At 41.6% G+C, this 17,305-nt stretch carries 11 protein-coding genes; all 11 read left to right on the plus strand.

Annotated features, from left to right (window positions below; all coding sequences use genetic code 11):
* The first annotated feature begins 62 nt into the window (after nucleotides 1-62).
* The 11 genes from GHNINEIG_RS06065 (at nucleotide 63) to GHNINEIG_RS06115 (ending at nucleotide 17,305) form a co-directional block, all read left to right on the plus strand.
* Nucleotides 63-560, plus strand: a complete 498-nt coding sequence (locus tag GHNINEIG_RS06065; RefSeq protein WP_135795817.1) for an archaeosortase/exosortase family protein — start codon at nucleotides 63-65, stop codon at nucleotides 558-560.
* Nucleotides 561-639: 79 nt separating this feature from the next.
* Nucleotides 640-5,040, plus strand: a complete 4,401-nt coding sequence (locus GHNINEIG_RS06070; RefSeq protein ID WP_135795818.1) for a bifunctional diguanylate cyclase/phosphodiesterase — start codon at nucleotides 640-642, stop codon at nucleotides 5,038-5,040.
* A gap of 65 nt (nucleotides 5,041-5,105) precedes the next feature.
* The gene (locus tag GHNINEIG_RS06075) at nucleotides 5,106-5,693 is read left to right on the plus strand and encodes an ANTAR domain-containing response regulator (protein WP_135795819.1); all 588 of its coding nucleotides are present in this window, start codon (nucleotides 5,106-5,108) and stop codon (nucleotides 5,691-5,693) included.
* Nucleotides 5,694-5,700: 7 nt separating this feature from the next.
* The gene (locus GHNINEIG_RS06080; protein WP_135795820.1) at nucleotides 5,701-6,849 is read left to right on the plus strand and encodes a CmpA/NrtA family ABC transporter substrate-binding protein; all 1,149 of its coding nucleotides are present in this window, start codon (nucleotides 5,701-5,703) and stop codon (nucleotides 6,847-6,849) included.
* 282 nt (nucleotides 6,850-7,131) lie between these two features.
* Nucleotides 7,132-8,517, plus strand: a complete 1,386-nt coding sequence (locus tag GHNINEIG_RS06085) for a CmpA/NrtA family ABC transporter substrate-binding protein (RefSeq protein ID WP_135795821.1) — start codon at nucleotides 7,132-7,134, stop codon at nucleotides 8,515-8,517.
* Nucleotides 8,518-8,573: 56 nt separating this feature from the next.
* The gene (locus tag GHNINEIG_RS06090) at nucleotides 8,574-9,572 is read left to right on the plus strand and encodes an ABC transporter permease (RefSeq protein WP_135795822.1); all 999 of its coding nucleotides are present in this window, start codon (nucleotides 8,574-8,576) and stop codon (nucleotides 9,570-9,572) included.
* 19 nt (nucleotides 9,573-9,591) lie between these two features.
* A complete protein-coding gene (locus GHNINEIG_RS06095; protein WP_135795823.1) occupies nucleotides 9,592-10,386 on the plus strand; it encodes an ABC transporter ATP-binding protein in 795 nt (264 codons plus the stop codon).
* A gap of 15 nt (nucleotides 10,387-10,401) precedes the next feature.
* Entirely contained in the window at nucleotides 10,402-11,613 is a 1,212-nt protein-coding gene (locus GHNINEIG_RS06100; RefSeq protein WP_135795824.1) for an NAD(P)/FAD-dependent oxidoreductase, read from the plus strand.
* A gap of 36 nt (nucleotides 11,614-11,649) precedes the next feature.
* On the plus strand, nucleotides 11,650-14,190 hold the full coding sequence (gene nirB / locus GHNINEIG_RS06105) for a nitrite reductase large subunit NirB (protein WP_135795825.1): 2,541 nt from the start codon (nucleotides 11,650-11,652) through the stop codon (nucleotides 14,188-14,190).
* 10 nt (nucleotides 14,191-14,200) lie between these two features.
* A complete protein-coding gene (gene nirD / locus GHNINEIG_RS06110) occupies nucleotides 14,201-14,581 on the plus strand; it encodes a nitrite reductase small subunit NirD (RefSeq protein WP_317616020.1) in 381 nt (126 codons plus the stop codon).
* On the plus strand, nucleotides 14,582-17,305 hold the full coding sequence (locus GHNINEIG_RS06115) for a nitrate reductase (protein WP_135795826.1): 2,724 nt from the start codon (nucleotides 14,582-14,584) through the stop codon (nucleotides 17,303-17,305).

Here is a 17,305-nt window from a genome sequence, read left to right on the forward strand (position 1 = left end):
CGGCGCTTTTTTGTTATTAACTCACGGTAAAATAAACCAATCCATGTTGTTAGGAATTTTCGATGTTTGCTTTTATTCTTCGTTATGTTTTTTGGGTGTGTTTACTCTTTTGGTTAGTGTTTTTTGAAGCATTCAGTCCGTTTTTTATGATTAATCAGCTTCAAACTGACTTGATTGTGAATCTGACCTGGTTATGGGTAGATATTCTAGAATTGCCGATTCGTATCCAAGACAATACACTCATTCTAGCAAATGGCATGAATTTACGGATTGTCCATGAGTGTAACGGTTTGACCCCTTTTTTATTGTATTTGGCCGCGATCCTCGCCTATCCAGTTAATTGGAAGCATAGATTGATTTGGAGCGCATTAGGTTATATCGCTTTACTGGTTATTAATGTGATACGGATGCTGTTGATTACCTTGGTTGTATTAGATCATCCAGAGTTGTTTCATTTTGCTCATGATTGGGTAGGACGTTACAGTGTTGGCCTATTGACCCTTGGGTTATTTTTCTTGTTTACGTCATATGCTCCAATCCAAAGAGTCTTAAAGGATTGACACAATTAATAATGCTTATTAAGTATAATTGATAAAAAGTTCCATGTAATCGTTGTATGTTCAAAAGGCATTATGAAGAATGACTCAAAAGAAAAGTAAGTTAAAGCACTACCTTAAGTCTTACCGTATTTGGCTGATGTTTTTATTACTTTTTTTAATGGTGCCCTTATTTGCAATAACGGTTATTGCAAACCATGGCCCTAAAATGCAACAGCAAACTTTTAATAATTTACTGGGCATTGCGGAGCTTAAATCTTATCAGATTGCTAACTGGCTCAAGGAGCAAGACAAAGTTACCAAAGTTGTTTCTAGTAACAGATTGCTATTGCTATATACAAAAAATATTCTGCTTAACAAACAGGTATTGGATCAAAAGAAAAATATTTCTGAGCTGTTTGCTGCATTGCAAGAATTTTATCACTATGAATCCATTTCACTAATTAAACCGGATGCCTCACTTCTTTTAAATGTTGGACAGGCTCATGATTTGTCAAACCCTGAAATATTAAAACTCATTCATAAAAGCATTCAAACCAAGTCTATAGTGAAGAGTGATATGACTTTTGAATCAGGTACGACAGCTCATCTTGATATAGTCGTTCCTTTATTCGAACCTTCAGCCCCACAAAATAGAGTGATGGCAGTGGTTTTATTACATCTTGACCCAAACCATTTTATTTTCCCTTACCTAAAACGTTGGCCAACCTCTAGCCAATCTAGCGAAACCTTGCTGGTTTTACAAAAAGGAAAGCGTGTTCAGTTTTTATCGCCGCTACGTCATGCTGTCAATGATAACCAAGGGGGGATTGTAGAAAGATCAATGAACGAGGATACTTTGCCGGCCGTTGTGGCTTTAAAGAACCGTGAACCTGGCGTTGTTGAAGGGATTGATTATCGAGGTGCTAGGGTTTTAGCAGCTTACTATCCAGTCAAAAATACAGACTGGATGATTATTTCCAAAGTTGATATGGAAGAATCAACTAAATCACTTAACGACTTGGTTTTCTGGATTGTTTTAGTTTCCTTTTTCGCTTTATTTTTGATTGGAATTGCCTTTTTGATTGTTTTGAAAAAACAACGTGATCTACAAGCATTAGAACGGTATGCGGAAAAAACGGAAGCCGAAAAAGTTCTGCAAAAATTTTACGAACTACCATTTATCGGCATGGCGATCTTAGATGCTAAGCATGACAAATGGGTTCGGTTTAATCATCGGTTACCCAAAATATTAAGATATTCAGCGCAAGATTTAGCATCTAAAACCTTTAGAGAAATTATTCACCCTAAAGATCTAGCGGAGGTTTCTACTCAATTAGAAAAGATTGAATCGGGTAAAAGCGAAGGGTTTACTACAGAAGTTAACCTGTTAGCGGCTGGTGGTAGCATTGTTTTTGGGACCATTAATGTTAAATGTGTACGAGATGCTCATGACGTGGTGCAGTACTATCTAATGACGGTACAGGATGTCACAGAATTAAAGCATTTAGCTGAACTTAACATTGAACATCAAAATCAATTGACAGCCTTAGTCCATACTATTCCAGACTTAGTGTGGTTAAAGGATACGGAAGGGAAGTATTTAAGTTGTAACCCAAGTTTTGAAAAATTTTTTGGTGCAAAAGAAGCCGATATCATTGGCAATACGGATTATGACTTTGTTGATAAAGAGCTGGCAGATTTTTTTAGAGAAAATGATTGTAATGCAATGGCAGCGAATGAATCTGTCGAAAATGAAGAATGGTTAACCTTTAAAGAGAACGGTTATCGAGGCCTTTTTTCAACCATTAAAACGCCGATGAAAAACGAACAAGGGCAAGTGATTGGCGTTTTAGGGGTGGCAAGAGATATCAGTAAGCGTAAACAAGATGAAGCTCGCTTGGAACGCTTGACCAAACTTTATTCTGCGATGAATCACACTAATGAAGCCATTATTCGTAGTAGCAACCAAATCACTTTGTTTTCAAAAGTCTGTGAAATTGCGGTTCGTGAAGGCGGAATGAAGATGGCTTGGATCGGTAAGATTGATAAAGAGTCAAACCTTGTTTACCCTGTGGCTCATTTTGGTAATAACTCTGAATATCTTGAAGGGCTAGAAATATCAATTGACCAAAAAGCTGAAATAGGGCAAGGTCCGACAGCACTTGCGATTCGGCAAGACGAACCTTATTGGTGTCAAGACTTTCAGACAGATCCTCATACACAACCCTGGCATGAACGTGCAAAGCAGTTTGGCTGGCAATCTTCCGCTTCTCTGCCATTACATCAAAACTCTAAGGTGGTTGGAACCCTTAATTTATACAGTGATACAAAAGAAGCATTTGATGAGCCTATCCAAAATTTATTGTTGGAAATGGCTGTAGATATTAGCTTTGCTCTGAATGATTTTTTTCACGCTAAGGAACGCAAGGAAATAGAAGCTTCTCGTCAAGAGGCCTATGATAGGTTACAAAAATTAGCAGACAGGTTACCTGGCGTGATTTATCAATTCCGTTTAATGCCTGATGGAACAAGTTTCTTTCCTTTTGCAAGTGATGCTTTGTATGACATTTATCGCGTTAGACCCGAAGACGTTATGGAGAGCGCAGATAAGGTTTTTGAAGTAATTCATCCAGAAGACATTGACGCTGTACAGCAATCAATTCAAGAATCGGCTGAGCGATTAGCACCTTGGTATCAAGAATATAGAGTGTGTTTTGAGAATGACGATGTTCGGTGGTTGTCAGGTAATGCCATGCCGGAGAAACAAGAAGATGGGTCTATTTTATGGCATGGTTTTATCACAGATATCAGTCAGCATAAGAAAACGGAAGCTCAAGTAGAGTTGGCATCAAAGGTCTTTGAACAGAGTCGTGAGGGAATCATGATTACGGATTCAAACCAAAAGATATTAATGGTGAATGAGGCCTTCTCAGAAATCAGTGGCTACAGTGTTGAAGAAACGTTAGGAAAAACACCTAAGATACTGGCCTCAGGTCGGCATTCTAAAGAGTTTTACCAAAAAATTTGGAAATCAATTAAAGAAAAAGGGCACTGGCAAGGCGAGATTTGGAACCGTCGGAAAAACGGTGAAATTTTTCCAGAGTGGTTGTCAATCAGTTGTGGATTGGATACGTCTGGCAATGTAACTGAATATGTTGGTATCTTTAATGATATTTCCAAAGTAAAGGAGTCGGAAGAAAAGATAAAGCATTTAGCCCATTACGATCCCTTAACGGGATTAGTCAATAGAGAACTGCTTATGGATCGACTTCATCACAGTATCAGTACAGCAGAAAGAAACAACACGCCATTAGCATTATTGTTTATTGACCTGGATCATTTTAAAAATGTGAATGATACATTAGGTCACCAAGTTGGAGATCAGCTACTGATTGAGGTTGGGCAGCGTATATTAAAAATATTACGAGATGAGGATACGATTGCGCGCCAAGGTGGAGATGAGTTTATTGTTGTTCTACCTGATACCGGTGAAAACGGTGCAGTACATGTAGCTGAAAAAATCTTGGAAACAATATCTGATGAACTGAATTTGAAACCTTATAAGCTCTATATTACGCCCTCAATTGGAATTGCGGTTTACCCTCAGGATGGTGTGGATGCAGACAGCCTTTTGAAAAATGCCGATACCGCCATGTATGAAGCGAAAAATGATGGGCGTAATGTTTATCGATTCTTCACGATGGAAATGCAAGCACATTCTTCACGACTTATGCAAATTGAAAGTGCATTACGCATGGCTTTATTTAACCAGCAATTTGAATTGTATTATCAACCCCAAGTTTGTGCTCAGTCTGGCAATATTGTTGGCGTTGAAGCCTTGATTCGATGGAATCATCCAGAGATGGGGGAAATTTCTCCGCAAGAATTTATTCCGGTGGCCGAACAAAGTGGACAGATTCTAGCCGTTGGTTGGTGGGTGTTACGAACAGCAATAAGACAAATTAAAATATGGTCTGAGCACAATAAGCCATGTTTTAGAGTGGCTGTTAACTTGTCTGCAGTCCAGTTTCGTTATGAGGATTTGCCTAAACAGGTTATGAAAATCCTGACAGAAGAAGGCGTTTCTCCGGAGTTTTTAGAATTAGAGTTAACAGAAAGTGTTGCAATGGCTAATCCAGAAGCAGCGATTGACATGATGGATAAGTTAGTTGGACAGGGAATTAAAATGTCAATTGATGACTTTGGGACGGGATACTCTTCTTTGAGTTATTTAAAACGTTTTAAGGCGTCGAAATTAAAAATCGACCAATCCTTTATTCGTGATCTTGCCGTTGATTCAGATGATCGATCAATTGTAGAAGCTATTATCAGTTTATCAAAAGCCCTAGGTTTAAAGACAATCGCTGAAGGGGTCGAAACCCAAGCGCAGTTGGATTTTTTAAAAGAAAGGCAATGTGATGAAATTCAAGGATTTTATTATAGTAAAGCATTAACAGCCGAAGCATTTGATGAGTTTTATGAAAAGCAATCGCAAAAATAAGTTCAATAAAAGTAATTATGCATTTATGATTTTTTCATTTTTGATGTTAACGAAAGGGTGCAGAGATGGCCGAAGCCAATGAACCTATAAAAGTGATGCTGGTGGATGATGATTCTGCTCGTGCGGCATTATTGTCTCAAGCATTGCGAGATCATGGGTATGAGGTTATTGCGCGTGTTGAGCCAGGACCAAGCCTTTTATCGAAGGTGGCTAAAGTGTTACCCGATATGATCGTAATTGATACGGATTCGCCTGATCGAGACATTCTGGAAAGCATGTCATTATTAAACGAGCATAACCCGATGCCGGTAGTGATGTTTTCGGATGTTGAGGATGAAACCGTGATTCAGGAAGCGATACGCTCAGGCGTCAGTGGGTATATTGCCAAAGGAGTGGATCAGCAACGTGTTAAATCGATTATGAATGTAGCGATTGCTCGTTTCAGAGAATACCAGGCTTTAAAAAATGAGTTGAAACAGACAAAAGATGAACTCGAAAGCAAAAAACTGATTGATCAGGCAAAACATCTGTTGATGTCTCAAAAAGGGGTTTCGGAACAAGAAGCATATGAAGCCATGCGAAAAATGTCGATGGATCGTAATATTCGCATGGCTGACGTGGCGGAAAATATCATTAGTGTGCTGGAGTGGTGAAAAGTAAATGAAAAATGTAAATATTGGATTTATCCCTTTAACGGACAGCGCACCGTTAATTGTTGCGAAGGAACAAGGTTTCTTTGAAAAGCAAGGCTTAAACGTTCAGTTACAAAAAGAAGTCTCTTGGTCAAATATTCGAGATAAATTAATCTTTGGAGAGGTCGAGGCGGCACATATGCTTGCCCCCATGTTAATGGCGACAACCTTAGGCATAGGAGGTTTGAAAAAACATTTGGTCACAGCGTACTCTTTTGGTTTGAATGGCAATGCTGTTGGTGTTTCGAATACATTGTTCAATGAAATGAAACAATATGATTCAGACCTGCTGTTAAAACCAAGAGAAAGTGCATATGTTTTGAAAAAACTTATTCAAAAGAGAGCAGCGAATCGACAGGAACCCCTGAGGTTTGCGGTGGTGTTTCCTTTTTCCATGCATCATTATCTTTTACGACATTGGTTAAAAAGTGCAGGCGTTGATGCAGATCGAGATGTACAAATAGTGGTTGTGCCACCTTCAAGTGTTGTTAAAGCCTTAGAAGAAAAGTTGATTGATGGTTATTGCGTGGGAGAACCATGGAGTTCACATGCCGTGAAATGCGGCACAGCCGTCACCCTAATCACGGGGTACGAAATATGGAACAATGCGCCAGAAAAGGTTTTGGGTGTTACGAAGCAATGGGCGGATGAAAATAAAACAACGCATCAAAAGTTAATTACAGCTCTGTATCAGGCAAGTGAATGGATAGATCGAGTTGAACATAAAGAGCAACTGATCAAGTACTTGGCTCGGCCAGAGTATGTGGGTGCGCCAGAGGCGTCTCTATGCAATGCGATAGATGGTGATATTTATCACCCAGACACTCAATTCTGCCGAAAAGTGATTAACTTTTCAGTGCCATTTAAATATTTAGCAAACTTCCCATGGCAGTCACATGCAGAATGGATTCTGGAACAAATGAAAGAGTCGAATCAAATAGATGATAGCGTTGACATACAAAAAGTGGCGGCATCCATTTACTTGACTGATACCTACCGGGAAATCATCTCTTCTCAAGGTGTGGTGTTACCGAGTGTCAATCATAAAAAAGAAGGCATTCATCTGCAGCCATGGTTGCTGGAAGGGGTAGAGTTAGGCGAAGATTGTTTTATTTAGGTGCATTTCTGAACAATAAAGGTTCAATATGGCGCAGTTTAAAGTCGTGATGTTTTTATTGGTTTGTAATTAAATTATTGTTAATTAAGGATTTAATTTTTTTGGCATAAAATTCGTTAAATACTTTTAAAATTTGAAAAGAGTATAGACGCTCATAGGCATTTTCTCATGCGAGAAGATTGCCTGTGGGCGTTTTTTTTTGCTTTTAAAAAACTTCAACGATGAAAAGAATTTAAAAGTTTTAGTTGAATGACACAGTATTAAACCGAAAAGGATGAAATTATGACAAACCAACAAACAGGTCGACGCTCATTCATTAAAAAAACAACCCTGGCAATTGCCTCGGCAATGGTTTTTTCATCAGGAAGTGCATACGCACTAGGGTATCCAGAAAAAGAAGATTTGAAGTTCGGGTTTATCAAGTTAACGGACATGGCTCCTTTAGCCATCGCTTATGAAAAGCGTTTTTTCGAAGATGAAGGGCTTTATGTGCAGTTAGAGGCTCAGGCCAACTGGAAAGTATTGTTGGATAGGGTTATTGATGGTCAGTTGGATGGCGCTCATATGTTAGCCGGGCAACCGATTGCGGCCACCATAGGATATGGAACCAAAGCAAACGTAATCACACCCATTTCGATGGACTTAAATGGTAATGCAATCACCGTTTCTAATAAAACCTGGGCAGCGATGAAACCCAATGTTGAAATGGAAAACGGTAAGCCCAAACATCCAATCAGTGCATCGATATTAAAACCTGTGGTGGAATCTTATAAAAATGCTGGTAAGGCCTTTAAGATGGGAATGGTCTTTCCTGTTTCAACCCATAACTATGAGCTACGTTATTGGTTAGCAGCAGGTGGCTTGAAACCTGGCTATTACGCTCCTCATAAAGGGGATACAGCAGGGACACTCAACGCAGATGTATTACTTTCAGTGACGCCCCCTCCACAAATGCCTTCCACAATGGAAGCTGGAACCATTGAAGGGTATTGTGTCGGAGAACCCTGGAATCAACAGGCCGTTTTCAAAGGCATCGGTGTTCCCGTCATTTCAGATAACTCCATTCAAACAAACAATCCTGAGAAAGTATTCGGTCTTAGAGAGGATTTTTATGAGCAGTATCCGAACACGACGATTCGAATCGTAAAGGCAATGATCAGAGCTGCAAAATGGTTGGATGAAAAGAATAACAAAAACCGTCCGGAAGCAGTCAAAATCCTATCTAAATCAAGTTATGTAGGGGCCGATTATAAAGTTATCGCTAACTCCATGACTGGCACATTTGAATATGAAAAAGGCGATAAGCGTTCCGAGCCAGATTTCAATGTCTTCTTCCGTTATAACGCAACCTACCCTTATTATTCCGATGCCATATGGTATATGACGCAAATGCGTCGTTGGGGGCAAATTTCAGAATATAAACCAGATACTTGGTATCAGGACATGGCTAAAAAAGTCTACCGTCCAGACATCTATAAAAAAGCGGTTGCAGCTTTGATTGAAGACGGCGTGATGAAAAAATCTGATTTTGATACTGCTGTGTTCACAACAGATGGTTACAGAGGCGTTCAGAATGACTTTATGGACGGCATTCCTTATGACGGCTCTAAACCAAATGCATACATCGATAGCCTTAAGATTGGATTGAAAGGCAAAGAAAAACTTTAAATAAACGTATACGCAGGTTCAGACGAACCTGCTTTTGAGAAATAAAGGTAAGTTCTATGAATCCTTTAAAGTGGTCACTTGTTGAACCTTTTTACAAACTGATGATTGGTGAAGATCGTAAAAGCCAACTCAATAACATTATAAAAATGATTGGTTTGCCAATAGCAGGCCTGGTGGTTTTTTTATTCATTTGGCAAGGCGCCGCCTCGCATATTCATACTTCTTTGGGCCAGTTTCCAGGGCCAATACAAACGTATGAGCAGTTTATTTCGTTGCAGGAAGAAGCGGAAGCAAGCGCTATTAAAGAAGAAAAGTTTTACGAGCGTCAAGCCGAGCGTAATGCACAAAGAGTGGAAAAAGATCCAAGCTATGAGCCAACCATTCGCGACTATACCGGACCGCCTACATTCTTTGAACAGATAGGACGGAGCTTAGTTACCGTCATGAGTGGGTTTATCCTAGCTTCAATCATTGCGATTCCAATTGGAATTATCATCGGGTTAAGCGCCAATGCCTATGCTGCTGTGAATCCTCTTATTCAAATATTTAAACCTGTTTCTCCTTTGGCCTGGTTGCCCTTGGTGACGATGGTGGTGTCAGCGGTTTATGTGACGGACGACCCAGCTTTTGATAAGGCGTTTTTAAATTCGATGTTCACTGTTTTATTGTGCTGTTTGTGGCCTACCATTATCAACACCGCAGCAGGTGTGGCAACGGTGACACAAGATTTAAAAAATGTCAGTCAGGTTTTACGCCTGAACTGGTGGACCCATGTTCGAAAAATTGTTCTACCGTGCTCGATCCCAATGATGTTTACCGGTTTGAGAATTTCTTTAGGAATTGCATGGATGGTGTTGATTGCCGCTGAAATGCTGGCCCAAAACCCAGGCCTGGGTAAATTTGTGTGGGACGAATTTCAAAATGGCAGTTCTAATTCGTTAGGCCGAATTATGGTTGCCGTCATTATGATCGGGATTGTTGGGTTTATATTAGACCGAGGCATGTTGGTTTTGCAAAAAGCCGTGTCTTGGGATAAGTCGGTCACATTACGATAAGCAGGGGTAGGAGAAAAAAATGTCAGAAGTTCATTTGGAATTAACGAATGTTGGAATTGAATTTCCAACCCCTAAAGGGCCTTTTAGGGCTTTAGAAAAAGTGGATTTAAAAATACAACAAGGAGAATTCATTTCTCTTATCGGGCATTCAGGATGCGGTAAATCGACGGTATTAAATATCGTTGCCGGATTGTATGAAGCGACCGAAGGCGGAGTGTTACTGGATGGAAGAGAGGTTAACGAACCCGGTCCTGAAAGAGCGGTTGTTTTCCAAAACCATTCCTTATTGCCTTGGTTAACGGCTTATGAAAATGTGGAGTTGGCGGTTGATCAAGTGTTTAAAAAAAGCAAAACCGCGTCTGAGAAAAAAGAATGGATTGAACATAACTTAAAGTTGGTCCACATGGACCATGCGATGCACAAACGACCTGACGAGATTTCAGGTGGCATGAAGCAGCGTGTGGGTATTGCCCGAGCATTGGCGATGCAACCTAAGATCATGTTAATGGATGAACCTTTTGGAGCACTTGATGCTCTAACCCGAGCGCATTTGCAAGATTCATTGATGGAGATTCAGAAAGACTTGAACAATACCGTTATTATGATTACGCATGATGTGGATGAGGCCGTTTTATTGTCAGATCGTATTGTGATGATGACAAATGGGCCAGCGGCTAGTATAGGAGAAATATTAAAGGTTGATTTGCCACAGCCACGAGATCGGTTGGCGTTAGCGGATGATCCAACTTACAACCACTATCGTTCAGAAGTATTGCGCTTTTTATATGAAAAGCAACGCAAGGTTAATCATTAAGGAACGGGTGATTTTATGAAACCGAAACTCATTTTAGTCGGTACAGGAATGGCGGGAACTCGTTTCCTTGAACATTTGCTAGAAGAAGCTCCGAACAGCTATGAAATTGAGGTATTCAATAAAGAGCCAGTTGGCGGTTATAACCGCATTATGTTATCTCCGGTATTGGCAGGTGAAAAAACGATTCCAGAGATAATGACTCATGATGCAACCTGGTTTGAGGAACGAAGAATTCGTTTGCATACCGGCAAGATGGTTTCAGCTATTGACCCGGTTGGACAAGTTCTTACCACCTTTTGCGGTGAGACTTATTATTACGACAAATTGGTTATCGCAACAGGCTCGAACCCATTTAAATTAGAGATTCCAGGTGTTGATTTACCAGGCGTGGTCACGTTTAGAGATATTCGTGATGTCGAAAGCATGGTATCGGTTTCCCAAAGTCATAACAAAGCGGTCGTAATTGGTGGGGGCTTACTAGGATTGGAAGCTGCTCATGGTTTAATGAAAAGAGGAATGGACGTCACCGTTATTCATCGAAGTGACGTGCTGATGAATATGCAAATGGATAAAGAATCTGGTCAATTGCTAAAAAAACATCTTGAGCAGAGTTCGAATGATACCACGGGGATGAAATTCCGTCTGGGAGTCAATGCCACCGAAATTATTGGACAAAATCAAGTCGAAGGCATTCGCTTAGATGATGGGTCAGAAATTGTGACTGACCTCGTGGTGATGTCGATAGGGATTCGTCCTAACACACAGTTAGCCAAACAAGCCAACCTTGAAGTCAACCGAGGGATTTTGGTGAACGACTTCCTTGAGACTTCGGCTGAAAATATTTATGCATTAGGGGAGTGCAATGAACACCGAGGCCAAACGTATGGCTTGGTTGCCCCTTTGTATGAGCAAGCCAAGATTCTAGCTAAAAGATTGGCGGGGCAATCCGTGTCTTATACCGGTTCCATTACCTCGACGATGTTAAAAGTCACGGGCGTTCACCTGTTTTCTGCGGGTGAGTTTAAAGGGGAAAACGGAACGGATGTTATTGTTTTTAGAGATCTGGCAAAAAATATTTATCGAAAAATTGTATTAAAAAACAATCAGGTCATCGGAGCCCTTTTATTTGGTGACACCACCGGTGCCACTTGGTTATTTGAACTGTTACGACAAAAACAAAATATTTCGCCGATGCGAGATACGTTGGTTTTTGGTCCGGGTTATTGAAGCTGACAGTCAGGAATTAGAGATTAGGAGCAGGAAATGAAACAGCGTATTGTTGTCATTGGTAATGGGATGGTCGGGCATAGTTTTCTCGAAAAGCTTATCGCCAGCGAGGGTTTTGAAAACTTTGAGGTAACGGTTTTTGGAGAGGAACCTCGCAAAGCCTATGATCGTGTGTATTTATCTTCTTATTTTTCAGGTAAAACGGCTGAAGATTTGAGCTTGGTTAAACCGGGGTTCTATGAAGAGAATGGCATTCAGCTGTATTTGAAAGATAGAGTCATTGAGATTGATCGTACGCAAAAAACGATTACGTCAGAATCCGGTCAGAAAGTTTGTTATGACAAACTCATTCTAGCAACAGGTTCCTATCCCTTTGTACCGCCAATTACAGGGAATGATCGTGCTGGCTGTTTGGTTTATCGAACGATTGAAGATTTAGAAGCCATCAAAGCTGCAGCCACTAACGGCAAAACGGGTGTGGTTGTAGGCGGCGGTTTATTAGGCTTAGAAGCGGCTAAAGCGCTGAAAGATCTTGGTTTGGATACACATGTGGTTGAATTTGCGCCCAGGTTAATGCCTGTCCAACTGGATGAGGGCGGTGCAGGGTTGCTGAAAAGAAAAATTGAAAACATGGGCGTCCATGTCCATGTTTCAAAAGCAACGCAAGAGATTACGGACGGGGAAAGCTGTCTTAATAAAATGATCTTTTCCGATGGAGAGTCCTTGGAAACTGATATTGTTTTATTTTCAGCCGGTATACGTCCACGTGATGATTTGGCAAAGCAAGCAGAATTAACGATTGGGCCACGCGGCGGGGTTGAAGTTAATGATCAATGCTTGACGTCAGACCCTAATATTTATGCCATTGGTGAATGTGCGTTACATAACGGGATGATCTATGGACTGGTTGCGCCCGGTTATGCCATGGCACAAGCCGTCGTTGATCAACTGAACTTAACTTCTGCCAACTTTGAAGGCGCGGATATGAGCACCAAGCTGAAGTTAATGGGGGTTGATGTTGGTTCCATCGGAGACCCTCATGGTAACGATGAAAGCGCGTTGTCTTATGTCTATGAAAATGGTCCGGAAGAGGTCTATAAAAAAATCGTCGTTTCATCAGATGGTCAGACATTACTTGGCGCGGTTTTAGTAGGTGACGCTGAGGATTTTAGCAATCTCCTGCAAATCATGTTGAATGGCATGGCGCTACCTGAACACCCGGATTCGTTAATTCTTCCTAACCGGGATGGCAGTGGTAGTGATTTATTCGGCCCCGATGCTTTACCGGAAACAGCTCAGCTTTGTTCGTGTTATGACGTGTCAAAAGGAGACATCATTCAATCGGTTGAGGCAGGATGTTGCACCGTTTCAGACGTGAAAGCATCCACACAAGCAGGTACCGGCTGCGGGGGATGTGTTCAACTGGTCACCAATGTTTTAAACAATGAGCTAGAAAAGCGTGGAGTGGAAGTCAATACCGACCTTTGTGAACACTTTAGCCATACCCGTCAAGAACTGTTTCATATTTGTCAGGTTGAAGAAATTAAAACCTTCGAAGACCTTATCCAAAAGCATGGCCGTGGCCACGGTTGTGATATCTGTAAACAAACCACAGGCAATATTTTTGCCTCCTTATGGAATAGTTATGCCTTGGAGCCTGACAAAATTCCACTACAAGATACCAATGATAATTATTTGGGCAATATGCAAAAAGATGGAACCTATTCGGTGATTCCTCGAGTGCCTGGAGGTGAGATAACCCCTCAAAAATTAATTGTTTTGGGTCAGGTAGCGACCAAATACAAGCTCTATACAAAGGTTAACGGGGGACAACGAATTGTGCTGTTTGGGGCGCAGATGAATGACCTTCCTGCGATTTGGAAAGAATTGATTGATGCTGGTTTTGAATCAGGTCAAGCTTATGCTAAAGCGCTGAGAACCGTTAAATCCTGTGTAGGGTCTACCTGGTGTCGTTATGGTTTGGATGACTCCGTGACCATGGCGATTGATATGGAAAATCGTTATAAGGGACTTCGCTCACCCCATAAAATCAAAATGGGGGTGTCGGGTTGTACACGTGAGTGTGCGGAGGCACAGGCAAAAGACATCGGCTTGATTTCAACAGAAGAAGGCTGGAATTTATATGTATGTGGTAATGGTGGAATGAAGCCACGCCATGCTGATTTGTTTGCAACGAAACTGACTCAGGAAGAAGTTTTCCGTTATGTCGATCGGTTATTGATGTTTTATATCAAAACGGCGGATCGCCTGCAAAGAACCGCCAGTTGGCTGGATAATCTAGAAGGTGGATTAACTTATTTACGAGAGGTCGTGATTCAAGACTCATTAGGCATTGGCGAATCTCTCGAAGATCAAATGAAAGATTTGCGAGAAACCTATGAATGTGATTGGAAGCGAGCTATTGCAAGCCCATCTTTCACTAAAAGATTCCGTTCTTTTGTCAATGTGGATGACAAAGCCGAGCAGTTGTTTGTTCAAGAACGAGGGCAAATTCGTCCGGCCACCGAGCAGGATAAATTGAACGGAATTGCGGTTCAAGTTAAGGAAATCGCTTAATGCCGTTGTTATGCATAAAAACAGCCAGGCCTGGTTGTTTTTGAAACCTTATGGAGAAGGGTATAAAGACATGAGTGAGTTTAAAAAAGTTTGTCAACTGTCTGATTTAATAAATAATTCTGGTGTCGCGGCATTGATCGAAAATCAACAGATTGCGTTGTTTTATGTTGAAAATAAAGTGTTTGCTTTAAGTAATTATGATCCGATTGGTCAGGCCAATGTGATGTCCCGCGGTATGGTGGGTGATCTAAAAGGGGAGTTGATGGTGGCGTCTCCTTTGCAAAAACAACATTACAACTTAAATACCGGGGTTTGTATGGACGATGAGGCCATTTCTATTCCCACATTCGAAACGAAGATTGAAAATCAATCCGTCTGGGTAAAATTATAAATGAATCGTCCTGTGTTTTTAAGCTCTGAAGATGTCGAAACAACCTGCCCTTATTGCGGGGTAGGGTGCGGTATGACGGTTTCGCCTAAAATACCGTCAACCAAGAGTGATTCGTTCGAAGTCAAGGTTAAAGGTTCGTCAGCACATCGTGCAAATTATGGCAAATTATGCGTTAAAGGATCATCCGCAGGTGAAACGGTGGATTTTTCTGGGCGAATGTTACACCCACAGATTAATGGCAACATCGTCGATTGGGAAACCGCACTGAATGATGTAGCTAAGACGTTTCAGAAAACCATCTCAGAATACGGTCCCGATTCCGTCGCCTTTTATGTATCTGGACAGTTCTTGACGGAAGATTACTACGTTGCCAATAAATTGATTAAGGGATTTATTGGAACCGCGAACATCGATACCAATTCCCGTCTCTGTATGGCCTCGGCGGTAGTAGGTTACAAACGAGCGTTTGGCTCCGATACAGTGCCTTGCTGTTATGAGGATTTAGAACACGCCGATTTAATTACGTTGGTGGGATCAAACACGGCATGGGCGCATCCCATTATTTATCAAAGAATTGCGGCGGCTAAAAAGAAAAATCCGAAACTGAAAATTGTGGTGGTTGACCCGCGTAAAACGGCAACTTGCGACATTGCTGACCTTCATCTAGCCATTAAGCCAGGAATGGATGCCGCTTTATTCAATGGTTTGTTGGCGTACCTTTATCAGCAGAATGCACTTGATTTAGATTATATTCAAAAGCATACCGAAGGATTTGAAAGCGCATTGCAAAAAGCAGATGAGCTGCAAGGCAATGTATCGGATTTGGCGACACAATGCGACCTTAATGAAACTGACTTGCGACAGTGGCTAGATTGGGCGACTTACACACCTAAAATGGTGACGATGTACTCGCAAGGTATTAATCAATCATCCTCTGGCGTGGATAAATCCAATGCCATTATTAACTGTCATTTAGCAACGGGCAGAATTGGGAAAGAAGGAATGGGACCGTTTTCGGTTACCGGACAACCCAATGCAATGGGTGGGCGAGAAGTCGGAGGCTTAGCGAACCAGCTCGCAGCCCATATGGATTTTAATGACCCTCAAAATATCGATCGAGTAGCACGTTTCTGGCAAGCCGAAAACATGGCTCAACAAAACGGCTTGAAAGCAGTCGATTTATTCCAAGCTGTGGGCGAGGGCAAGATTAAAGCCATTTGGATTATGAATACCAATCCGGTGGTCTCAATGCCGGATGCGGATAACGTCAAACGCGCCCTGGAAAAATGTGACTATGTTGTGGTGCAGGATTGCATGCAAGACACTGATACAACACGAGTTGCTAACGTGTTATTACCTGCCACCACCTGGGGAGAAACCGATGGCGCCGTGACCAACTCCGATCGAACTATCTCGATTCAAAGGCAATTTATGCAAGGGCCAGAAAATGCTCGACCTGATTGGTGGATCTTATCGGAAGTGGCCAAAAGGATGGGATGGGAGCATGCATTCAATTATGATACCGCAGTGGATATTTTCAGAGAACACGCTCAGTTATCCGGCTTTGAAAACAATGGCTCACGTGATTTTGATATTTCAGCATTTGCAAATATTTCTGAACAAGAATATGCCAATTTAAAACCGACTCAATGGCCTGTGAATGCCGCTGCACCGAACGGAACACAACGTATGTTTTCAGATGGTCGCTTTTATACGCCTTCTAAAAAGGCGCAATTCATCGCCATCACACCTTATTCGCCCTTGAGTCAGCCCACAAAGAACAAACCCTATGTATTGAATACCGGTCGTGTTCGCGACCAATGGCATACGATGACTCGTACTGCTAAAACAGCCAAGTTGATGGCACATAAGAATGAACCTTACATTACGCTTCACCCGGATGATGCCAGCCTCCATCAATTATCAGAAGGCGATTTGGTTAGAGTTTCAAATGAACTTGGACAGTTGATCGGACGGGTTGAAATCAGTCGTGCACAGCGTCGGGGTGACATCTTTGTACCGATTCATTGGACCAGTCAGTATGCCAGCCACGGTCGAGTTGACAGTTTGGTAAGGGCTCATGTCGATCCGCTTTCCGGACAACCGGAATCAAAACACACCACTGTGAAAATCAAACGTTATTCTGCGCAGTGGCAAGGATTTATTTTAAGTCGAACTGAGATTGATCCAGAATTGTTTGACGATGACTATTGGGTAAAGATTACGGGTAAACATTTTTACCGGTATGAAATCGCCAGTGAAAGAGCACTTAAAAATGCCCAGGCCTGGGCAAAAACCGTACTGTCTTCCCTAGAAAATACGGAGTGGATTGAATATGACGATGCCTCTTGTCAGCAATACCGTGCTGCCTTAATCAAGAACGATCAACTTCAAAAAGTATTTTTTATGGCGGCGGACCATAAAATGCCCAGCCGAGATTGGTTAGGTCAATTATTTTCAACTTCGGAACTTTCTTCTGCAGAGCGTCGCAGTTTGTTGGCTGGTAAAGCAAGTGGTGCGAAGGACCCAGGGCGAACGATTTGTTCGTGTTTTGGGATCGGAATTAACACCATTATTGATGCGATTGAAGCACAAAATTTAGTCAGTGTAGAAGCCATAGGACAAGCACTTAAAGCGGGGACAAACTGCGGTAGTTGTGTTCCGGAATTAACGGAAATTTTAGCGGTTGAACTGAACTCAGGCGTTTCTGAAAAAACAGGATGA

The organism is Hydrogenovibrio crunogenus (assembly GCF_004786015.1).
Taxonomy (GTDB): domain Bacteria; phylum Pseudomonadota; class Gammaproteobacteria; order Thiomicrospirales; family Thiomicrospiraceae; genus Hydrogenovibrio; species Hydrogenovibrio crunogenus.